This window comes from Desulfuromonadaceae bacterium, from assembly GCA_019429445.1.
GTDB lineage: Bacteria > Desulfobacterota > Desulfuromonadia > Desulfuromonadales > JAHYIW01 > JAHYIW01.
The window spans coordinates 1-21,588 of the sequence record JAHYIW010000038.1; the positions used below are offsets into that span (position 1 = coordinate 1).

Sequence of the window (21,588 nt, forward strand, 5' to 3'; positions counted from 1 at the left end):
CGGGGCGAAGTTTACGAAGCGTATTATATTTTTGATGTCAATCCGCGTATGTCGATCAAACTTGGCGGGCTGTTCTATGACTACGCGTATACCGGCAGTGGTTCGCCGGTTGGTGCGCCACAAAAAATTGATGATGTCCTTGCCGGGACAGCATTCAACATGCTGCCGGTTGTGGACACCGCGTGGGATGCAAACCTGGCGCTGACCGTTAAATTTTAACCCTCAGCAGGCAGTGGAGAGGAATCACTCTCCGCTGCCTGTTATAAAAATATCCAGATACGAAAATACAGATATTTAAAAATTGAAAGTATTGCCCGCATAACGAATGGAGTGCGATAATGAAGATAATTGAAAAGGTCACTATGCTGCTGCTGGCCTCTTTTCTGCTTGCAGGGACAGCTTGGGCCGGGCATAAAGACCGTATTAACGGCCCGATTAATGAACCACAGGACATAACACGACAGTGCTTACGCTGTCACGAAGAGGCCGGCAAGGACTTCATGAAAACGTCTCATTGGCAGTGGAGCCTGGAGCAGGTTGTTGACGGAAAAAAAGTAGCGCGCGGGAAGAAGAATGCCATCAACAATTACTGTACAGCGGTTTCCGGTAACGAGAAATTTTGCGGAAAGTGCCATGCCGGTTACGGTATGGAAGATTCGAACACCTTCGATTTCGGCAACCCCGAAAATATCGATTGCCTGGTGTGCCATGACACCACCGGGAACTACTCCAAGGGAACGGGAACTGCCGGCTACCCGGCGGAAAACGTTGATCTGCTGTTTATTGCACGTAACGTCGGCGCGCCAAATCGTGACAATTGCGGGCAGTGCCATTTCTTCGGCGGCGGGGGAGATGCGGTCAAACACGGCGATCTTGATTCCTCGATGGCGTATCCCGAAAAAAGCATTGATGTGCATATGAATGTCGATGGTGAGGATCTGGCCTGCATCGCTTGTCACGTGACCAGGAACCATGTGATCACCGGAAACTCGCTTGGCGTGTCACCCGGCGGAAAGACACCTGTCGATTGTGCTACGTGTCACGCCGGTGCGGTTCATGCGCAAAGTCGTTTGAATGCTCACCTGGACACGGTTGCTTGTCAAACTTGTCACATCCCTGAATTCGCCAGGGAAAAACCAACCAAGGTCTGGTGGGACTGGTCGAAAGCCGGTGAGGATCGTGAATATGATGAAAAAGACGATTTTGGCCATCACACCTATGTGAAGAAAAAAGGCGAGATGCAATATGCCACAAACATCTCCCCCGAATATCGCTGGTATAACGGCAGTGCCTCCGCATACAACCGTGGCGACAAGTTTAATCCACAGGAGATTCTCAGGCTGACCTATCCCCTTGGCAGTCGTGATGACAGAAAATCAAAAATCTTTCCGTTTAAAGTGATGCGTGGCAAGCAGATTTACGATGCCAAAAACCTGACGCTGGTTACGGCAAAACTGGTCGGAAAAGGTGGCTACTGGACGGAGTTCGACTGGAAAAAATCCGCTACTTTGGGGAGCCAGGCCAGTGGCATGCCATTTAGTGGAGAATATGCCTTTGCTGAAACCGAAATGTGGTGGCGGATTAATCATATGGTGTCACCTAAGGAAAAGGCATTAGGTTGTCTTGACTGCCACGGGGACAACGGTCGTCTCGACTGGCAGGCCTTCGGTTACAAAGGGGATCCGATGACGAATGCAAAGTGGTCACGGTCGCAGTAAGTATCCGCCCCTCACAGGGGCTGCAACGCACTCGCAAAGTCAAAAGCTTAGACCCGTAATGGCGGGGGATTCCTTGCGTACTAAAACAATCTGAAAAAAGGAGAAGAGCTGATGACAGATTTACTGATTTTACTGGGCATTGTCGCAGCCTGGTTTATCCTGAACCGCTGGATTTTGCCACGCATGGGGGTGCAGACCTGAATGTCGGATACCTGCAAGCCTCCCGTGGAGGAGGCTGAAAACAAAAAACCGGAAGATGTATAAGCTGTCGGGGCGGGCGGGAGAGCAACTCCTGCCCGCCCCGTGCGTCCTGTTTGCATACACAATCCAGATACAGACATGGTCTTCAGAACTTACCTGCTGAAACATTGTGCTTGAACGCAATATCCGGCTGTGGTCTACTGCCCGGACAAATGCAGTTCTATTAACCGTTCAGGGATGGAGTGGGCAGATGCTGAAAATATTCAAGAAATTTATAAGCCGTTTAACCCTCAGATAAGTTGGGTTGAACGGTTTTTAGTTTTGAGTAACCGACTGTGGACTTGCGGTAATAATGACAGGGTTTCAGTGAGGCAATTAGGGAACAAGCAACGGCCCGGCTGCCTTTTCGTAACTGTCGGCCTGATGATTGAGCGGGTAAGAGCCGAGCTGGGTTGGCGGATGATGAATAACTTACACAACTTTCCAGCGTCCCACATTCCTAATGAATGCAAGTGAGTAGCGAAAGGTTGGGGGATCAGGATTGTGGTTATTGAGAGTGTCCCACACTTTGTCATTGTTTCTTGATAGGGGGATTTTATGAAGAATTTTATGCTTTTGGGTGTTTGTGTTCTCTTTGCAATTTTGACGGGATGTGGTGGGGAGGGTGACGTTTTTAATGAAGAAATCACCAACGTCGCCCCAATTGCGAATGCCGGTGCAAATTTAAGCGTTGAGACTGGCTCTGTTGTGACTCTGAATGGTGGGGCAACAGACGCCGATGGCGATCTCGTAACCTTTCTGTGGGAATTCATGTCCAGACCTTCTGGTAGTTCTTCATCACTTTCAAGTCCAATATCGGCAAATCCCTCTTTTACTGCTGACCTTGATGGTTCGTATGTCCTGCTTTTGACAGTAAATGACGGTATTGAGTCCAGCCCTGCTGATATGATCGTGGTAATATCTTCAAGCTTAAATGCAACTCCCGTCGCGAATGCCGGTGCTGATCAAAATGTGGTAACCAATAGCACTGTTTCGCTGTATGGCAGCGGCAGCTCAGATGCAGATGGAGATTTGCTGAGCTACCAATGGACATTCGTGTCAATTCCGCCCGGAAGCATCGCGTCATTATCTGATAGCACCGCGCCAACACCCACGTTTGTTGCTGACTTGGATGGTAGCTACGTTCTAAATCTGATCGTTAATGACGGGACGGTTGACAGCCAGGTTAACAATATGGCTGTAACTTGTACTTCTGATTACTCAGGATTGTTTTCTAAAAGTGTTTCGTCGAGTACTTCCAAGACCAATAATGCATATGGGGCTGGATCTTCTTTTAGTCTTTCAATAACTAACATTTCTAATATACCATTTGTATGTACAAGGGCTGAGCTTTTTAGTGGTGTATCTATCGTTGGTGGTACTGAAGATGCTAGTTTATTGGGCGGGAATCAATTAGATCCAAATGAAAATATTGGAGTTCGTTTTACTCTGAATACTTCTGTATCAGACAATGGCTTTGAGTTTAGGTACTATCTAAATCGCCCTGACACTGGAGAGACTTTTATTGTTAAATATTTGTTTTTATGACTTATAAATCAAATTATTTCTAGATGGTGGGCATATGAATAAATATGTATTTCTTCTGATTTGTTTATTGGTGAATATTTTTATTGGCTCTTCCGTTTCATTTGCAGAGATGTATGTCTCTAGTGGTTTGAACGCTGGATTGATCAAAGACTCTACTGTCGTATCCGATGGCGCAGAGATTGGCGAATTTAGTTATGAACCAAGCATTGGGTTAGTGTTCGCAATCGGTGGTCCCTTGGAAGAGGGCCGTGTTGAGGTTGAAATTGGCTATCGTACCTCAAATGTCACCTACAATAGAAAATTCGGGTCTCGTGAAATTAAAACTGAGGGGGATTGTTCACTTTTTACTGTAATGGGTAATAGCTTTTATGACATTCCTTCAGCTGATCGTTTTTTTTCATATATTGGGGTAGGGCTGGGTTTTGCGAACATTAAAATTGACAGTGCAACGGGGAGTGATAATGCGAATTTGATCGCCTATCAGATCATGTTGGGGGAAGGGTACGAAGTTACAAAAACAATTATTATTGATCTTCAGTATAGATTTTTTGGTACAAGTGATCCTCGATTCAGTAGCGCTGGTACGACGATAGAAAGTAAGTATTTGTCGCATAATATATTGGTAGGTTTGCGATACAATTTTTAATCGTAGATGTGCAAATACTTGGGGCTTTTAAGATTGCAAGGTTGCAAAATTCGAATAATCTTTTTTTGGGCGTTCCGCCCGCCCTTCACTTCAGATTCGAAACCGGCACAAAATAAATCTCACCTCTCTTGCGTCTTTTCTCCTAAACCTGCAATAATATAATCCTACACGCGTGTTGACAGCAATCCTCCCGGAAGGACATTTCATGAGTCTGCCCCGCCACACACTGATTACCAAAACGATCGACATCCTTGTTGCCGATTTTCTGCAAGGGAAGATTGAAGCGCTGCGCCTGGCGATGACTGCACTGCTGGCGGGGGGGCATCTGCTGCTCGAAGATATCCCCGGACTGGGCAAAACCACTTTGGCGTTGGCCCTTTCGGGCGCTCTCGGCCTCAGTTTCGGGCGGGTGCAATGTACCAGCGATCTGCTGCCGTCCGATATCACCGGGCTGTCGATCTTTGACCGGGAAAAGAATGCATTCAAATTCATGCCCGGCCCGATCTTCAACAATCTGCTGCTGGTCGACGAAATCAATCGCGCCACGCCAAAAACCCAGAGTGCCCTGCTCGAAGCGATGGAGGAACGCCGGGTGACGATTGAGGGGACGACCCACAATCTGCCCGATCCTTTTCTGGTGATCGCCACCCAGAATCCGCTCGAACAGGTCGGCACCTATCCGTTGCCTGAATCGCAGATGGATCGTTTTCTGATCACTACCGGCGTCGGTTATCCTCCGCCGGCGATCGAAAAAGAGATTATCCGCGCGGGGAGTATCCGTGAGGAAATCCGCGCCATGCACTCGTTGCTGACCCTTGACGACATTCTCACCGCGCGCCGTTTCATCCGCGAGGAAATCCAGCTTGGCGACCGGGTGCTCGATTACATTCACACTCTGATTGTCGCCACCCGCGACCATGAGATGCTCCTCTCCGGCATCTCGACCCGCGGCGGGATCGCCATCGCCGACGCCGCCCGTGCTGCCGCCTACCTGCGCGGCCGCGCTTATGTCATCCCCGAAGATGTGCGCGAGATGATTATCCCGGTCGGTGCCCACCGGTTGATTCCGCGCGCCGAACATGAAACCCTCGGCAAAAGAGAGGTGCTGCAATCGATCGTCGCCGCCCTACCGGTTCCTTTGGCCTGAAGCTGACCAAGGCGGGCGGATTTTATATCGCCATCACCTTGCTTCTCGGTTTCGCCGCCGTCAATACCGGCAACAACCTGATCTACCTGATCGTCTCAGCCCTGCTCGGCTTCATGTCGATCACCGGTGTGCTGGGCAAAGGCAATCTCGACCGGTTGCAGGTCACGATTCTTCCCCCAGACGAGATTTATGCCGGGGTCACCACCCTGCTGACGATCAGGCTTCGCAATCAACGCCGTTTTCTCCCCGGTTTTCTGCTTTGCCTCAGCGTCGGCAAAAACCAGACCGTGGTCCCCTATCTGTCACGGCAACGCGACACCCACGCCACCGTCCGCTTGTGTCTTGACGGTCGCGGCTACCACGCCGCTCCGGCAGTCACCGTCAGCTCCCCCTTTCCGGTCAATTTCTTTGTCCGCGCACGCACCATCATCGTGGATCGTCAACTGCTGGTTTTCCCCGCTCCACTCCCCTGCGTAGCAGATCAGGAACATGGCCGATCACGCCAGCGCGAAGGCATTTCCACCGCCAATCGCGGCAGCACCGGAGAACTGCGCCAGATCAACGATTATCGCGGCGGCGAACCGGTCAAACTGATTCACTGGCGCCTCAGCGCCAAACACGGCAGTCTCAAAGTGCGGGAACTGTCCGCCACCCAGCGGGAACCGTTGCTGATTGATCTGCTTAAACTTCCGGGCCGGACGATTGAAGAGCAACTGCGTCAGGCGGTGTTCCTCATCGACCGCAGCCAGCGCAACGGGCGTCCTGTCGGTCTCAAACTTCCGCACGTCACCATCCCGGCGCAAGCCGGTCTGCCCCATAAACATCAACTCCTTACTGAACTTGCGCTCTATGGTCAACCTTCGCACCCCGCTTAACTGGCTCCACTACGTCATCTGCCTGCTCGGCGTTGCCCCGGTCTACGCCGCGCTCGCGCTGCCAGCCCAGATCGCTCTGCCCCTGGCGCTGCTCGGCGGTATCAGCGCCGATCGACAGCAGCGCACCGTGATCCCCGACCGGGGGGCAACGCTTGCTTCGCTCATTTTTTTCATCTTTTATGGCTGGCAGGTCAGCTTTGTTAATCTGATTGATCCGGTGATCAACATCCTCGCCCTGCTGATCGCGATTCGGCTACTTGGTGCCAAGAGCGGTCGGCACCTGTTGCAAAACTATACCCTGGCGCTCTTCAGTCTGGCCGCCTCGGCGCTCTTGAAACTTGATGCCAGCTTCCTCAGCTACCTGATCCTGATGGTCTTCGCCATCGCCGTCTCACTGGTACTTTTGACCTATGTCGAGGCCGATGAAAAGATGCGCTTAAGCGCTGCTGAATTTCGCAAGATCATCACTGTCGCGTTGCTGATGCCGGGGATTGCACTGCTGTTGATGCTCGCCTTCTTTGTCATCCTGCCGCGCACCCAATATCCGCTGTGGAACTTTCTCAATCCTGGCGGCACCAGCAAGGTCGGGTTCAGTGAAGAGGTGCGCCCCGGCACGGTTTCGAATCTGGCGGAAACCAGAACTCCGGTTTTCCGCGCCAAAACTATGGAGCTGCCGAAGGAAGATCTCTACTGGCGCGGCATTGTTCTCAGTCAACTGGAGGGGAACAACTGGAAACGCTTGCCGGAAGTCCCCGGCACCACGCCAGATATCAGAGGAGGGCGTGCCGTTGCGGTAACGGTTTACCCCGAGCTGAATGACCGCCGTTACCTTTTTGCTCTCGATGTGCCGGGGCAAATCAGCGGTATCAGGGCCGCGCGCGATGCGGAAGGGGTACTGACGCTGCACCGGACACCGCGTAAACGCTTTTTCTATGAAATCGTCTCGCACATCGGGGCAACCCTTAAGGCGCCAGTGCGAGCAGATCGCTGGCTCCAGGTACCGGAAAATATTTCACCACGCATTGTCAATCTGGCGCAACAACTGCGTGCCGCCGGGGCAACAGATGATCAACGGTTTGCCGCGCTGGTGAACTATTTTCGCACGGCAAAGTTTTCATATTCCCACCGCGACCTGCCGCGCGGCCCCGACCCCGTCGCTGAATTTTTATTTGAGCGCAAAACCGGGTATTGTGAATTTTTTGCCTCGTCTTTCGCCCTTCTGGCACGCTTGATCGATATCCCGGCCCGACTGGTCGGCGGCTACTATGGAGGGAATTATAATGACCTCGGCGGGTACTATCTGGTCAGCGAGGATCAGGCACACGTCTGGGTAGAAGTGCTCCTGAGCGGGGAAGGCTGGCGCCGTTTTGACCCGAGCACGCTGGCTGTCAACGCCACCACGGAGCTCCTTGCCGAGCGCGGAAGCGGGCAATCTCTGGCGCAACGACTTGCCGATGCCGCCGATTATTTCTGGCAACGCGCGGTTATTGTTTACGACTTCGACCGGCAGATGACCTTGCTCTTGGCCACCGGTCGCAACCTGCGCGCCCTGCGCCCGCAGCTCAAAAAACCGGCCACCGCAACCGTGCTGATGGTGCTCGGCGGGCTGGGTATGATCGTCGTCAGCGGCTACTGGCGAGGTACGCGTCACCGTGCTCATCCGCTGCTGCGCGCCTATCTGCGCAGCGTAGCTCGCCGTTACCCTGCTGCCGTGCTGCCTCCCCGTTGCGGCCTGACAGAGCTGGCTGAAGCGGTCAATGATCCGCGCTGCCAGCGCTTCGCTGACATCTATGGCGGGGCGTTTTATCGCGATCGACTGTTGACGAGGGAGGAACGTGAGGCGTTGCGGGAGATTATTGCGCAGCTCAAGTCAGCGCAGAATTAACACTAAGGGGCACGGCGAGACCTGTGCCACGCGTCAGGGGTGACACTTTACATACGCCGCCATCCCTTGCAGGGTATTGCTCAAGAACATCCTCTCGCGCTCACGAATATCCTCGGGTAATTGATCAATCAGGCGATAATGCGCATCACGCTCCTGCAACCAGTAAAAGAACGCCTCTTCCCGTGTTGCTTCCGGCAGCGCAGCAAGCGCCTTCACCCCCTCCACCCATAACAGCAGCTGCGCCCGTGCGATCCGCAGATGGGTCAGGGCATCATCGACCCGACCATAATGAGCAAAAACCATCGTTTGCGGCTGCAAGGCAATCATCCTGTCAAGGGAGGCTAAAGCAACCGGCAGCAAAAAGCGCGGCGGGGTTGCCGGCCGCATGTAAATTTGCCCGGCAAGCTCGCAGCGCACTCCGGCAACCTCCCCGGCAAAGAGCAGATCATCAAGCAGATAACACAGATGGTGCGATGCATGACCGGGGGTTTTGTAGGCCCGTACCCCGAGTGGGCCGATCGTTTCACAAAAACCGGTCTGCTGCGCGGGCACCGGCAGAATCTCGCCGTAAATTTCGGCAGTTTTGCCAAGGACCTTGAGTGATCCCTGCCAAAGTTTCTCCGGTGCCACCAGGTGTGCAACACCGTCCGGGTGACAGATCACTTGCGCGGCGGGGAAGGTCTGCAGCAAAGTGCCGGTGCCACCGGCATGATCGATATGGATGTGCGTCAGCAAGATATAGTCGAGCCGCTCGACCCCGATCCGTTTCAGTTCCCGTACCAGACAGGGAATCGATGAACTCGGTCCGGGGTCAATCAACACGGTCCCAAGTGGGGTGTGATACACCCACGAGCTGATGAACTGACGAAATCCGGGCAGATCCGGCTGGTCAAGATCGATAGAATGCAGTTGTTGTCGATCCATATGCGTTTTAACCGTGAAATAAATTAATTATGCAAAGAGATTGAAAGCGCGCTGCCGATATTTTTCAAAATACTGGTTGTTTGCAAAAAAACTCATTAAAATCAGCCGTCTAGGCGATTTTATTCAGACCGGGGTGGGATGTCAACCGGGTGGATATCAAAAAACACTTTGGCAGACAAAACAAAAAATATGTAACATGCTGTTTTATAAGGACTTTTTTGAACTTTTCGCTTGCAAAAAGAAATTTTGTGCCTATATTTAAGACAAAACATTGATGATAATTTCAATCATCACACGTCGAAGGAGTCTATTTATGCAGTGCCCTGTTTGCAAAACCCGTAAACAACATATTGAGATGAACATGCACGTCAACGGCTTTGATGAATCGATCATTGTCTGCGATCTTTGCGGAACGACCTGGTCGGTCAATCACGGTACGGTCGAGATTGTCAACGATGCGCAAGTGGCTTCGTTTTTACAAGCTCAAACCGAGTGCGTCGAAGCAGACGACTACAACTACGCCGGCGCATAGTACCCTGTAACCCATAATCTTTCGCATCTTGCTTGTTCTTTGCCGCGTCAGCTACGTTCCGATTTCAGCTGTTTAGCTACGGCCAGGCAACAGAAATCGCGCCTTGCTGACACGTCAAAGCCCTGCGCAATCCCTCGAAATCCTATGGGTTACAGGGTACTAGCGAGACATCGTCACACACCATCGACAAAAAAGCCCCGGAGGATGAGTCCGGGGCCTTTTTATCGGTTGCTGGCACCTGTGTTTAGAGCACCGCTTGCAGATAAGCGCTGGTCGTCTCGCGCCGCTCGCGCTCAATGGCCTTCGGATCAACCTCGACAAACTTCTCGTCCGGAGTCACCTTAAAGAGCGGCTGCCCTTTCGACACGATGACCCCTTCCTTTCCTTCGATCAGAATCCTGTCGATGGTGCCGGAGAACGGTGCCGGGATCTTGTTGAACATCTTCATGACCTCGATGATAAACAACGGCTGCCCCTTCTCGAAATGCATCCCTTCGGTCACGAACGGCGGCATCCCCGGCGCTTCCTGAGCATAGTACATCCCCCCGCCCGGCGTGACAATCTCGTCGGCCTTGGTTGACGGCGGCGGAACCAGGATCTTTTTCATCCGCGCTTGCAGGTCGGGGTCGGCGAGATACTCCGGAATGGTGATCTCCAGATCTTCTTCCACCTTCAGATCCCAGAAACGGGTGTTGTCGGCGATCAGGAAAATGATTGCAAGCAGTTCGGTTCCCGCTTGATAACCAGCGTGGGCAGACTGAATCTGCGTCCACATCGCCTGATCATAACCGCCCTGCGGCTTGTCTTTCCCCAGTAACTCGTTGAGCTTCGCGAAATCGTCCTTTTCCAGCTTCAACGTTGTCCGCAGCTCGGCATAGAAACGCAAGGCGCTGTCGAGCAATGCCTTGTCGTGATCCCAGATCACTTCAGCGGCCGGTTCGTGCCGACGATAAGCCATATTCAGATAAGCGTAAGTTTCGTCGAGCACAACCATCGGGTTACGCAGCCAGGTCGCTTTGCCGCCAGCAACCTTGAAGTTCTTCTGATTGAGACTCAACCAGCCGGAAAGAAGGTGCGGATCGGCCAGCAATTGTTCCATCGGACGGGTGATCAGCGTTCCTTTACGGTCAAGGAGTTCCGAGATATTGGTTTTCTGCGCCGCCAGGGTTGCGGCGTCATCAGCGTACTGCTCAGCAACCCGCTGGGCGTAAGCCTTTTTCATCGCCAGGAAAGCGAAAACCGGATCGAGCTTGCTCGCTTCTTCCTTCAGTGTTCCCACCAACGTCAGGTAGGGGACGACGAAACGCGTGGTCGGCTTGGCCATGACGTTGCGCCCGATAAACCAGTTGACCAGCCCGTAGTGAAATTCCAGGTTAGTCGCCAGATCGGTACCGCGAATCTTGGTGTTACAGATAACGCGTGACAGCGCCTGATAACTGTCGAGACGATCAACCCCTTCGGTCAGCAGCAGGGCAATGTTTGAATCGTAAGCGCCAGCAACCTTGTAGCGCATGAAAAGCCCGGTATCAGGGTTCGGCAGACAGATCCCCTGATCGTCACGAATTTCGCCTTCCAGCGGTTTGCTCCAGTAACGGATCATCCCCCCGGCACTCGGTGTCAGCGAGCTATCGGTCGCGTTGAGCCGCGCCTCGGCGGCGGCAGCAAAGCGGACAATCCGCTCCGGCTTCGGCAGGCGCTCTTTGTGTTCGGCGAGCAGCGCCATGGCCTCGACCAGTGATTCAACGATAAAGAAATCGTTCTGATCCTTGGGATTGGTGAACTTGAGGCTGTAACAAAGCTCTGAAACCCGGTGTTCAACCTGAATTCGGGTATTGACTTCCATGAAGTAGTGACGATCACGGTCAACGATACACTCAAAGGTTGACGCCGAATCGAGACCGACCGCCGCGCCGAATCGCGCCGCTTCTTCTTCCATCCGCTTGAGTACCTTGAGATCGGTTTCAAGCGCCTTGGTAACGACTTTATTGCCAGCTTTTTTCGCTTTTTCAATCTCCAGCGCCAACCCCTCCTGGGTGACGGAGATTTCGAGCAGCTTCTGCTCATGCATCTGCAACGAGCAGTCGCGCCCCCCCAGGGAAACGCACCACTTGCCATTGCCAAGCAGTTGAATTTCGTTGTGACGCGTTTGCTCGATGTTGAGCTCGATCAACACATTCTTGTTATCGCCAACGCCGTTCGCCTTGACTTCGTTAAGGATTTCCAGCACCAGACCCGGTGCATCAGCTGCGGCTTTGGCAATATCAGCATCGCGGACATTCTTCTTGGTCAGCAGTGAAGCACCGAGAATGCGTTGTCCCTTGCCACCACCACCGCCGATCGCCTTGAGGCGGATGCGGGCGTTCGGGTTCGCCTTGAACATCGCCGCGATCTCTTGTTCCGTTTGCTTGCCAAGTTCTTTGATCGTGAACAGATCAATCCCCTTTTCGTAGGCAGCAAAAAGAATTTTGTCGGCCAGATCTTCGAGCGAGAGTTCGCTGTTGGCAAGAATCTTCTTATCGACCGCCAACGCTTCAGCCTTGACCACTGCCAGCAACGCCTCGCGGCTCGGATGTTTCGCCACCAGCGTCCGCGCGGTAACGTTATCGATTCCCGGCGTGACCGAAACATTAACCTTGAGAGCGGTACGCTTCGCTTCATCTTTCTTCCCGGCACTTGCCTGGGTGTGCGCGCACGGGCCGATAAATTTAAGACCGGCATTCTCTATCGCGGCGACAAACTCGTCATCTTCGGCCATGAAACCGTAACCGGCAAAGACCGAATCGTAGCCGTTATCCTTGGCGATTTGAATAATCTGGTTGATGCGCTCGATCCGCTCTTCCTTGCTGGCACCGGAATAATCGGGAACGCGATGAACGCGTGTCGAATCGGTGAGTTGCCGCAACTCCGGCGACAAGGCGTTCGGGTAAACGATCGAGTCTTTTTCAGACAGCAGGATGCCGAAATGGGTGATCCCCATTTCGCTGTAAACATCCATCGCCTCCTTGCGGATCGGGCCGCGACAAACGATCAACGGTTTGAGATCCTCACACGAGAACGATCTGACCCATGGGGAAGCAGATCGGCTCAGGCGGCGATCGCGATGAATCAACGGATTGTTTCGGTAGTAATCAGTAGTCTGTGCCATTGGCTCTATCTCCACGTCAAAACTTAGATTTGCTTTCATCGTCACCTCTCCCTCCAGCGCCCTAGTGGAACTCGCGCTGAACAGACTGCATCGGCCCCGGCGTGTAGTGCCGCAGGAAGAAGTTCAGGTTTTCACCGAGGACTTTGCGCAGATCGGTCGGCATGACAATAGAGGAAATCGAGCCCAGCGCCAGCCCTTCTTTCGGGTTCATCAACTCTTTTTCATAACGGGTGTTGAGCAGCGCTTCTTCGGCTTTAAGCCATTCAGCCGCTTCATTCTCAGCGTCTTTCTTGGCTGCATCACCATCCATCCCGGCACTAATCCGCTCCAGCATGCCCTGCTTGATGCGCCCTGCAATCGCTCCGCGCAACTTGCGCAGCTCATTCTTGTAGACGAACTCCTTGCCGGCCGGGCCCATAACCGCAAGACGGGTGGTCGGCAGCGCCAGCACCAGGTCGGCCCCGGTCGGGTAGTTATTGTATGAGGCGTAGGCCCCGCCGTAGGCGTTACGCAGGATCAGCAGGATTCGCGGGGTGCGCAGATCGACGATCGAGTCAAGCATCGACCGGCCGGCCTGAACGATGCCGCGCGCTTCCTGCTCGCGCCCTGGCAGGAAGCCGGTGGTATCTTCCATGAAGATGACCGGGATGTTGTAAATATTGCAGAAACGAATGAACCGCGCAATCTTCACGGCAGAATCGCAGTCGATCTGCCCTGATGAAACCGCCGAGTTGTTGGCGCAGAAGCCGACAACATTGCCGCCGAGGCGACCGAAGGCGGTCACTACCTCGCGAGCCCGTTCCGGTTGCAACTCGAAATAGTCTCCGTGATCGCAGATCTGCTGAATAATTATCGACACGTCAAAAGGGGTATTGAACCCGGTTGGCGAGTTGAAGGCTTTTTTCAGCAGCGTATTGATCTCCCAGGTCTTGCGATCAAGCGGGTCACTGGTTTCCTGATACGGCGCCATGACGCTGTTGTTGTCGGGGATGTAGCTGAGCAGGCGCGTCGCCGTGCGCAGCGCGGCAACTTCGTCAGCCACGGTCAGGTCGGCCACTCCAGAGTTGCCATGGACCTTCGGACCACCAAGCTCCTCGGGAGTCACGTCCTCACCGAGGACCGACTTGACGACGCCCGGTCCGGTAAGCCCAAAGAAGGTGTCGTTCGGCTGGATAACAAAGCTGCCCTGACGCGGCAAGTAGGACCCGCCACCGGCATTAAAACCGAACATGCACATGATTGACGGCACCACGCCGCTGATCTTGCGCAGCGCAGTAAATGCTTCGGCGTAACCATCAAGACCACCGACCCCGGCAGGGACAAATGCCCCGGCGCTGTCGTTCATGCCGATCAACGGAATCTTTTTTTCACCACACATATTAAACAGGCGCGCCAGTTTGTTCCCGTTGGTGGCATCAATCGATCCGGCCCGCACCGTAAAATCATGGCCATAAACCGCAACGTCACGCCCTTTGATGGTGAGGATGCCGGTCATCAGCGAGGCACCATCAAGGTTTTTGCCCCAGTTCTGATAAAGGACATTCGGCTCATCCTGGGACAGAACCTTGATCCGCTCCCAAACTGTCATCCGCTTTTTGAAATGTTGTTTCTCGATCGAACTGACTGCCACCGATTTGACCGGGCGTTGAATCAGCTCATACCCTTCACGCATAACTTCTTCGTAGCCACCACTGACGCCAGCGACCTCACCGGGGATCGTAAACTCCACCTTTTCGGGCGGATCGAACGGATTTTTCAACGTTGGTGCAATCGATTTTTTCGCCATGTCTCTCTTCCTTTTGCTGATTATTCGAATGAGATTTTCCGGTTCACCCCGTTAACCGACGTGTGCCCCAGGCACTTGAACTCACAAATAGAAAATGGTTTTATTTCCGCCGATATAGCTAAAATGGCGCTAATTGTCAACAAAATTATTTATTTACGATAAAAAGATTTACTCACAATAAAGTACAATTTTATTAATGAATTCGGTGTCCTGCACGTACAATCCCCGTGCTAATAGCGGCGTAAATTTTTTCAGCGACATTGTTAAAAAGTCTCAAAATGACACTGGTTGACTTTTGCAGGTCGCTATCCTTATTATGTCCAATGCATATTTCCCGGCGCTTTGCCATTCCCCTCAACGTTGAGTTATTAAGTACCGAATCATGACTGTAGATTTCGACTTCCCCCTCGGCTTGCGCCCCTGGCGCTCCGAACTCTTTCGCAGCCGTCCTGCCTTTTGTGAGGGATACACCTTCGGCTTGCTTGAAGATGCCACCGATACGTACCGCTTCACCATCATGATTGGTGCGGCCAGAATGATCCCTTTGCTGCGTGACCTCGTGACGCTACTGCCGGACGAAGCCTTTTTGCTGCTCGAATTCTATCGCGAGGAACAAACCGACAAGGATGCCGAGCAATGCGAGCCGGAGGTCTATTACTCCCCTTACCTGCCGACAGCAGAACTGATGGACACCCTGGAAGGTTATTTGCCGCGCATCCTCCACGACGGTTTTGTGGGTTTTGGACTGGCAAACAATCGTGCCGGGATGGAGATTTTTTATTCCGAGGAAAAGGTTTTGACCTGCTTCATCGACAATCATATCAGGGTCACCCACCTGCTCCGGCAACATGCGGTTCCCCACAATGTCGAGCTGGCTTTCCCGACCGACTGGGGGCATGACCATCTGTCTCTCCTCTGCCACAAGCGCCGCGATCTGCCCGATGAATTGGTCGAGTACAGCGACACCGAACTCGATTACATGAAATTTTGTATCGATCTTGCCGATGATCTGGACATGTATAAGGTAGAAGAGGGGATGTCTTTCTTCCTTTCCAAGCGCGAACAGGACGAAATCGAGTTGCGCCTGCGCAATCATCCCGATTTCGAGCATTTTGCCGAAGAGGATTTCGGCGGCCTGCTCCTCGACTGGAACGATTTTGTCAGTGAATGTGAAGCGGCGTTCGAGGGGGGGCTGGAAGAATACCGCTACGGTCTGCGGCTGCGTGACCTGATCCAGTATGTCGTCGAAGGGGTTCCGGAAGCGGTGCGTTCGAAAATCGAGGAAATTGTCGACGAGGCCGACCAGATGTTCCGCCAGAACCTCACCGACTGCCGCAAACGACTCGACCCGGCCGACGATATTCCGGTTGACGGCGAACAATTCTGGTATCACGGCATGGTGCGCAATCAGGGGGTTACGTTGCGCCGCGATCTGATCCGCAAGGGCTGGTTTCGTGGCTGAAGCCAAGGTCCGGGGGCGCTCTCCTGTCGTTCTGCTCGCGGCGGTGCCGCAGGAAACCGTGCGCCTGCGCGAGCTGCTGCGGTTGACTCCGAGCGACGGGCTCAGCCCGTTCGCTGCTTTCAGCGGGGGGGGCGACACCCTCTTGCTGCATACCGGTGTCGGCAAGGCCAACGCCGCCAGTGCAGCCACCGCGCTCCTTGCACGGGTCACCCCTCGCGCCATCATCGTCTGCGGTTGCGGCGGCGCTTATCCCGACAGCGGCCTGCGCGTTGGCGATCTGGCTGTCGCAACAGCGGAGATTTTCGGCGATGAAGGGGTGTCAACCCCGACCGGTTTTCAGGATATGGCGGCGCTCGATTTACCGTTGCTGACAACCATCAGCCAGACCTTTTTCAACACGTTTCCGGTCAACACCCTCTGCGTTGCGCACCTGCAATCGACCCTCGATGCGACCGCCGCCGCGTGCGGCGCCCGCTGTGTCAGCGGCCCCTTTGTGACGGTGTCGACATGCTCCGGTCGCGCGGCACTGGGGGCAGAGCTTGCACAACGCACCGGGGGCATCTGTGAAAACATGGAAGGCGCCGCCATCGCCAGCGTCTGTACCCGTTACACCATTCCGCTCCTCGAAATTCGCGGCATCTCCAACCTGACCGAGGATCGTGACCTGACCCGCTGGGATCTGCGCGGCGCGGCGAGACTCGCCCAGCAGGCGGTCATTGACCTGTTACCGTTGCTATGACCACCATGCGCGAACTGACTCTCGGCTATTCTCCCTGCCCGAACGACACGTTCATCTTTCACGCCCTCACCCACGGGCTGGTCGATAGCGGGGATTTTTATGTTCGCGAGCGGCTGGAGGATGTCGAGACGCTCAATCGTCTGGCCATTGCAGGCACCCTTGACCTGACCAAAATCTCCTACCACGCGTTCGGCCACCTGCGTGAAGAATACTGCCTGCTGCGCAGTGGCGGAGCGTTGGGCCGTGGCTGTGGCCCGCTGGTCATCGCGCGCCGTGCGACGACGATGGACGAGCTGCGCGGCAAACGGATCGCCATCCCCGGCCAACTGACCACCGCCAACCTGCTGCTGCAACTTTACGGCGAAGGGTTTGATCAACTGTTGATCCTCCCTTTTGATCGCATCATCACCGCCGTCACCAGCGGTCAGGCTGACGCCGGGGTCATCATCCATGAATCGCGCTTTACCTACCAGGAGCACGGCCTGGTCGCCGCGCTGGATCTCGGCGTCTGGTGGGAGCAAACCACCGGGCTCCCGTTGCCGCTCGGCGCTATTCTGGCCAAACGCTCCCTCGGCGGCGCGCTGATTCAGCGGGTTGACCGCGCCATTCGCACCAGCATCGGTTACGCCTACGCCCACCCTCATGCCCCCCGCAGCTACATCAAGCGCCACGCCCAGGAACTGTCAGACGCAGTGATCGACAGTCATATCGCGCTCTACGTGAACGATTTTTCTTTTGATCTGGGGGCGACCGGGATTGTGGCGGTGACGGAGTTATTCCGCCGGGCCGAGGAACGAGGGATTGTGCCGCGCTGTACGCGGTCTTTGTGCGCCGAGTGAAACGGTGCCGGAAGGCCGTTAATTCAGCTCCGCCAACGCACCGCGCAATTCTGTCAACAGCTCCCTGACCACGTCATACCCCTGCTGCCAGAAATCTGCGGCATCCAGATCGATCCCGAACGGTCGCAACAATTGCTGCGGCGACTGACTCCCCCCCGACGCCAGCAATTCTTCATAGAGGGGCACGAACGCCTCCCCCATCTTTTGATAACGCCGATACAACGACAACGTCAGCAGTTCACCAAAGACGTACGAATAACAGTAGAAACGGGCGTGGATGAAATGGCTGATATAACTCCACCCCCAGCGATACGCTTCGATCATCGTCACCGCCTCGCCAAACAGTTTGCGGTTTTCCTGCCACCACAGATCGCAAAAATCTTCCGCCGCCAGCAGCCGTTCACCACGTAAGCGGTGAGCCGCGAGTTCAAAACGGGTCAGCACGTTCTGTCGAAAGGTGGTGGCGATGATGTCTTCCAGCTTGGCGCACAACAGCTCCACCTTGAGCGCCGGATCGTCCTCCTGGTCGAGCAAATGGCGCGTCAGGAGCATTTCACCAAAGACACTCGCCGTTTCAGCCAGCGGCAGCGGCGCATGATAATAATAGAGATTCTGCCGGCCAGAGAGGGCAAAATGCACGCCATGCCCAAGCTCATGCGCCAGCGTTGTCACATCGCGCAGACTGTCCGTATGGTTGAGCAGCAGATACGGCGGATATTCCGGTAACACCCCCAGACAAAAAGCCCCGCCGCTCTTGCCATCACGCGGGAAAGGATCAATCCGCCCTGCGTCAAAAAACCCGGCGGCGAGCTTTGCCAGTCGCGGCGAGAATCCACCATACGCGGCGAGCACCAGCTGCTGTGCCTCGCCGTACGAAACTTTGCGGGCGGCTCTTCCGAGCGGCGCATAAAGATCGGTATTCTTCAGTTGTTCAACCCCGAGCAGTTCGGCTTTGAGACGAAAGTACTCCTGCGCCAGACCGTAATTATCCTCGGTCACCGCCATCATTCGCGTCACCATCTCCGGCTCGGTTTCGCTGCTCAAATGGGTCGGAGTCATCAACTCGGGGTAATTGCGCAGTTCCGCTTCGCGCCCGTGATCAAGCAGGATATTATTAAAACAGCTGGTCAGCACCAGCCCCTGTCGCGCATGCTCATCGAGATAGGTGGTAAAAGCCGCCTCCCGCAGCGCGGCATCTGGATGGTAGAGGAGCGCCAAAAGCTCCTCACCGCTGACCTGCCGCGGAACCTTTTCGCCGGGCAGGGTAAAGGTATAGCGCAGCGCCGCGGTCAGTTCATCAAAGAGTTGCGAGAAGGCGTCCTTGCCCGACAAATCCTTGCGTTTCAGCGCCTGTTCAACCGCCTCGTCCAGTGTGTAAGGTTTCTCGGCCCGCAGGCGGGTCAAATGGTGCCGATAATCGGTAAGCAGCGGGGAGAGCATCAGTTCGGCAAAGGTCTCATCAATGATGTGGACAATTTCCAGTTCCAGAAAGAGGATGCTTTCACTGACCGCGCTCCACGCTTCGCGCACGCGTGCCAGCAGCTGTTTATGCCCTTCATGCGCGCCGTCGGCGCTAAAGAGCAATTGAGCGTAGCCGTAAACCTTGAGCAGCGGTCGCTGCACCTCCAGCTGCGCCGCAAGCGCCTGCCGTATCAACTCCGCTGTCGGTGCGCTGGCAATGCGCGACCGATACGCCTTACGCAGCGACTCCGCACGCCGCGCCGCCCGGCCCAGGTCGCGATCGATCGCGGGATCAGCGTCGCTGCGATACAGTGCGGTTAAATCCCAGCGGGCAGAATTGTCAGTGTGGTTCGTCATGGTCCGGTCCATTTTCTGGCTATGTTGCGGGGGATGAGTCCGACAAAGGATGTATCATCTGCAAAACTTCGGGCAATCTACCAGGAAGAGCGTGAAGAGCGTTATGGTCGACACTTGGGCGACACTTGGGCGACACTTTACTTTGACCTGTCGGAAGAGCTGTGCTAAGGTTTTGCCTCTTAATATAATTGCATATGATCAGGAGGACGTCATGAGCGCGGAAGCAATCAGCCAAAAACTCGACACTCAGCTGGCTGCTCTGGCCACAGGGGAGCTCCGCTTGAAACTGGCCGCGCAAGCATTAACTCAGCTTTTTAAGCTCCGGGCAGACGAGGTGGCTATTTTTTCGCTCGATCCAAAGCTGCAAATGATCGGCTTCCTCTGGCCGCCGAAGCTGAAAGTAACCGGCAACCTCCCGCTGTCATCAAACACCGCGCTCGTGGCACGCACCATCCGCGACGGCAAGGCCTTCGTTAATAATTCCTTCGGCTCCCTCAGCCACGCGACTATTTTTGAGACCGTCAAAATCGACAAAGACCAGCCCGAAGCGCCGCAGCGGATTCAAAAGATCATGAGTATCCCGCTGCTTCGCGACGGTGAAAAGGTCGGCGCTATCCAGCTCTCCCGCAAAGGTGCCGACGGCCCCAGCGCCGGGCCCGATTTCGGCAAAAATGAGTTGGCCCTGCTGGCCGATCTGGCCAAAGTGATTGCCAGATACGTTTAAGTTTTTCCGTCAGGGCAACTCATAAACCAGCAGCGCGGCGCGACTCGCGGAGAAAAATCCGGCACGACTGTAAACCACCGCCATGACGATTTCATCGCGACCGTCGTTATCGGCGTCGGCGACTTCAAAATCGGACAGATAGCCCGCCTCTTTTTGGGTTGACCAGCTCTCCTGCAAGGCGTAACCATCCCAGCTCATCGCCACCACCCGACTCGATTCAAACTCCAGGCTGTGACTGAGCGTTCTCGAACCATCATTCTGCGGCACCAGCACCATATCGCCATACTGCATCATATCCCCTTGCAGAGGGGTTTGATGATATTCGACACCGCCGACAATGAACATCTCGCGAATAATATTGCGCTCGGTGCCGCCATACTTTGCAGCACTTTCCCACACCACCTCGCCGGCCGCGTCGAGTACCCGGAGCTGATCGCTCGGCGTCAGCAAGGCGGTTACCTGCGAGCCACCGGGGATCGGCAGCGCGCCGTAAAGACTTCTTCCCGCTGCCAGCCCGGCGTCTTCATTCCCCGCAATCAACCCAGCGGAAGCGACGTTAAGAGTGACGACCTTTTCACTGAAAGGGTTGGTGGTGTCACCCAATGGCTGCCCCAGCAGTTTTTTCTGCCCACCGGTCGTAACCACCCGGAACATCCACGGGAGGGCGGTGATATCGATCTGATATGTACCGGCACGATAAACCACCCGTAACGAATGCATGATGCCATCGCGCGTGGCGGTGACATAGAGCTCGGCTTGACCGTCGCCATCGAGATCGATGGCATCAACTGCCAATATTTTTACCCGCCGTGGCGCGGGAATTTCGCCAAGCGGCGTGAATGCTCCCCCGGCAAGTTGCATGATGACGATCTTGTCGTGATAACCGACAGCGATTTCCTGACGTTTGTCGCCATCAAAATCCGCCACCGCCACCCCGTTCGGAGCCCCCTTCAGCGGCGGACTGTGCACCACCCCCTGAGTTGACAACGACCTGCCGGTGTCGACCGGGACCAACCCAGTCGGCAGGGTCGCTGCTGCCGGTGCCAGCACCGCGGGGGTCACGCTTGATACCGCAACTTTCGCTAGCGGGTAGCTTCCGCGCAGGGTGCCCTGATCATCACGGACCGACAACTGCCCTCCTGCAAAGACAAAAACCAGCAGCGGCTTTGCCAATCCCGCCGGCAAGCGTGGGCTGCTCTGCTCTGTCTCCCCCAGCCATTCAAACTGTGGCAACGCCGCCTGGAGAGTCCGCACCGCCTCCGCTGTCCCCCCCGTCACCATTGCCGGAATCTGCGCAAAACGCTGCAGATTATCGCCCGGCGCATAGGGGTGGGGCGTGCCCACCGCCTGAACGTAGGCATAGCCTGGTTTAATCCGCGTCACCCGCACCACACCGAGCAATTCATCGAGGGAACCAAGAATCTCGCCGGTCAGCGGATGAACGACACTTTTGCCCGGACGAATAGTGCTGAACAGATCGCCCACCCGCACCCCGGCGGTGGCATCTTTATCGATCAGGTATTCGTCGCCAACCTGCATCACCACCACGGCTTGCCGGGG

General features: G+C 54.9%; 17 protein-coding genes. 12 read left to right on the forward strand and 5 right to left on the reverse strand.

What is annotated here, in order from left to right; genetic code table 11:
* The 7 genes from K0A93_12545 to K0A93_12575 all read left to right on the forward strand — a co-directional run.
* Nucleotides 1-219 (forward strand): DUF3373 domain-containing protein (locus K0A93_12545; GenBank protein ID MBW6512919.1); only part of this gene is annotated, 219 nt, incomplete at its 5' end.
* A 143-nt stretch (nt 220-362) separates the two neighbouring features.
* Nucleotides 363-1,718: a tetrathionate reductase family octaheme c-type cytochrome gene (locus K0A93_12550; protein MBW6512920.1), complete on the forward strand. Its 1,356-nt coding sequence runs from the start codon at nt 363-365 to the stop codon at nt 1,716-1,718.
* 798 nt (nt 1,719-2,516) lie between these two features.
* Nucleotides 2,517-3,506 carry a PKD domain-containing protein gene (locus tag K0A93_12555; protein MBW6512921.1) on the forward strand — a complete coding sequence of 330 codons (990 nt, stop codon included), beginning with the start codon at nt 2,517-2,519 and terminating at the stop codon, nt 3,504-3,506.
* A 34-nt stretch (nt 3,507-3,540) separates the two neighbouring features.
* On the forward strand, nt 3,541-4,152 hold the full coding sequence (locus K0A93_12560) for an outer membrane beta-barrel protein (protein MBW6512922.1): 612 nt from the start codon (nt 3,541-3,543) through the stop codon (nt 4,150-4,152).
* A gap of 205 nt (nt 4,153-4,357) precedes the next feature.
* Nucleotides 4,358-5,299 carry an AAA family ATPase gene (locus K0A93_12565; protein ID MBW6512923.1) on the forward strand — a complete coding sequence of 314 codons (942 nt, stop codon included), beginning with the start codon at nt 4,358-4,360 and terminating at the stop codon, nt 5,297-5,299.
* Nucleotides 5,300-5,337: 38 nt separating this feature from the next.
* Complete coding sequence (locus K0A93_12570) at nt 5,338-6,174, forward strand: DUF58 domain-containing protein (GenBank protein ID MBW6512924.1); 837 nt, start codon at nt 5,338-5,340, stop codon at nt 6,172-6,174.
* A complete protein-coding gene (locus tag K0A93_12575; GenBank protein ID MBW6512925.1) occupies nt 6,149-8,059 on the forward strand; it encodes a DUF3488 and transglutaminase-like domain-containing protein in 1,911 nt (636 codons plus the stop codon). The genes K0A93_12570 and K0A93_12575 overlap by 26 nt, the downstream gene beginning before the upstream one ends.
* A gap of 33 nt (nt 8,060-8,092) precedes the next feature.
* Here K0A93_12575 and K0A93_12580 read toward each other — a convergent pair whose 3' ends face one another.
* Complete coding sequence (locus K0A93_12580) at nt 8,093-8,983, reverse strand: MBL fold metallo-hydrolase (GenBank protein MBW6512926.1); 891 nt, start codon at nt 8,981-8,983, stop codon at nt 8,093-8,095.
* A 313-nt stretch (nt 8,984-9,296) separates the two neighbouring features.
* Here K0A93_12580 and K0A93_12585 point away from each other — a divergent pair, with 313 nt between their 5' ends.
* Nucleotides 9,297-9,515 (forward strand): hypothetical protein, encoded by a 219-nt coding sequence (locus tag K0A93_12585; protein ID MBW6512927.1) that lies wholly within the window; start codon nt 9,297-9,299, stop codon nt 9,513-9,515.
* Nucleotides 9,516-9,759: 244 nt separating this feature from the next.
* On the opposite strand, the gene K0A93_12590 is transcribed toward K0A93_12585, so the two are convergent.
* Both K0A93_12590 and K0A93_12595 read right to left on the reverse strand, forming a co-directional pair.
* A complete protein-coding gene (locus K0A93_12590; protein MBW6512928.1) occupies nt 9,760-12,660 on the reverse strand; it encodes a biotin carboxylase in 2,901 nt (966 codons plus the stop codon).
* A gap of 61 nt (nt 12,661-12,721) precedes the next feature.
* On the reverse strand, nt 12,722-14,446 hold the full coding sequence (locus tag K0A93_12595; protein ID MBW6512929.1) for an acetyl-CoA carboxylase carboxyltransferase subunit: 1,725 nt from the start codon (nt 14,444-14,446) through the stop codon (nt 12,722-12,724).
* Nucleotides 14,447-14,828: 382 nt separating this feature from the next.
* On the opposite strand from K0A93_12595, the gene K0A93_12600 reads away from it, so the two are divergent.
* From K0A93_12600 to K0A93_12610, 3 genes are read left to right on the forward strand one after another with little or no spacing between them, the layout of a single operon-like run.
* Nucleotides 14,829-15,908, forward strand: coding sequence for a hypothetical protein (locus K0A93_12600; GenBank protein MBW6512930.1), 1,080 nt, complete (start codon nt 14,829-14,831; stop codon nt 15,906-15,908).
* Nucleotides 15,901-16,647, forward strand: a complete 747-nt coding sequence (gene mqnB / locus K0A93_12605; GenBank protein ID MBW6512931.1) for a futalosine hydrolase — start codon at nt 15,901-15,903, stop codon at nt 16,645-16,647. The genes K0A93_12600 and mqnB overlap by 8 nt, the downstream gene beginning before the upstream one ends.
* Before the next feature lie 5 nt (nt 16,648-16,652).
* Nucleotides 16,653-17,486 carry a 1,4-dihydroxy-6-naphthoate synthase gene (locus K0A93_12610; GenBank protein ID MBW6512932.1) on the forward strand — a complete coding sequence of 278 codons (834 nt, stop codon included), beginning with the start codon at nt 16,653-16,655 and terminating at the stop codon, nt 17,484-17,486.
* An 18-nt stretch (nt 17,487-17,504) separates the two neighbouring features.
* On the opposite strand, the gene K0A93_12615 is transcribed toward K0A93_12610, so the two are convergent.
* On the reverse strand, nt 17,505-19,304 hold the full coding sequence (locus K0A93_12615; protein MBW6512933.1) for a M3 family oligoendopeptidase: 1,800 nt from the start codon (nt 19,302-19,304) through the stop codon (nt 17,505-17,507).
* 211 nt (nt 19,305-19,515) lie between these two features.
* Between K0A93_12615 and K0A93_12620 the strand changes: the two genes are divergently transcribed.
* Entirely contained in the window at nt 19,516-20,028 is a 513-nt protein-coding gene (locus K0A93_12620; protein ID MBW6512934.1) for a GAF domain-containing protein, read from the forward strand.
* Between the two features lie 9 nt (nt 20,029-20,037).
* Here K0A93_12620 and K0A93_12625 read toward each other — a convergent pair.
* Nucleotides 20,038-21,588: VCBS repeat-containing protein (locus K0A93_12625; GenBank protein MBW6512935.1), on the reverse strand; the 1,551-nt coding region annotated here is incomplete at its 5' end.

Bases quoted from the DNA above. Each gene is read 5' to 3' on its own strand.
- K0A93_12550 (MBW6512920.1), top strand. From the start codon at position 363: ATGCTGCTGCTGGCCTCTTTTCTGCTTGCAGGGACAGCTTGGGCCGGG.
- K0A93_12555 (MBW6512921.1), top strand. From the start codon at position 2,517: ATGAAGAATTTTATGCTTTTGGGTGTTTGTGTTCTCTTTGCAATTTTG.
- K0A93_12560 (MBW6512922.1), top strand. From the start codon at position 3,541: ATGAATAAATATGTATTTCTTCTGATTTGTTTATTGGTGAATATTTTT.
- K0A93_12565 (MBW6512923.1), top strand. From the start codon at position 4,358: ATGAGTCTGCCCCGCCACACACTGATTACCAAAACGATCGACATCCTT.
- K0A93_12575 (MBW6512925.1), top strand. From the start codon at position 6,149: ATGGTCAACCTTCGCACCCCGCTTAACTGGCTCCACTACGTCATCTGC.
- K0A93_12580 (MBW6512926.1), bottom strand. From the start codon at position 8,983: ATGGATCGACAACAACTGCATTCTATCGATCTTGACCAGCCGGATCTG.
- K0A93_12585 (MBW6512927.1), top strand. From the start codon at position 9,297: ATGCAGTGCCCTGTTTGCAAAACCCGTAAACAACATATTGAGATGAAC.
- K0A93_12590 (MBW6512928.1), bottom strand. From the start codon at position 12,660: ATGGCACAGACTACTGATTACTACCGAAACAATCCGTTGATTCATCGC.
- K0A93_12595 (MBW6512929.1), bottom strand. From the start codon at position 14,446: ATGGCGAAAAAATCGATTGCACCAACGTTGAAAAATCCGTTCGATCCG.
- K0A93_12600 (MBW6512930.1), top strand. From the start codon at position 14,829: ATGACTGTAGATTTCGACTTCCCCCTCGGCTTGCGCCCCTGGCGCTCC.
- K0A93_12610 (MBW6512932.1), top strand. From the start codon at position 16,653: ATGCGCGAACTGACTCTCGGCTATTCTCCCTGCCCGAACGACACGTTC.
- K0A93_12615 (MBW6512933.1), bottom strand. From the start codon at position 19,304: ATGACGAACCACACTGACAATTCTGCCCGCTGGGATTTAACCGCACTG.
- K0A93_12620 (MBW6512934.1), top strand. From the start codon at position 19,516: ATGAGCGCGGAAGCAATCAGCCAAAAACTCGACACTCAGCTGGCTGCT.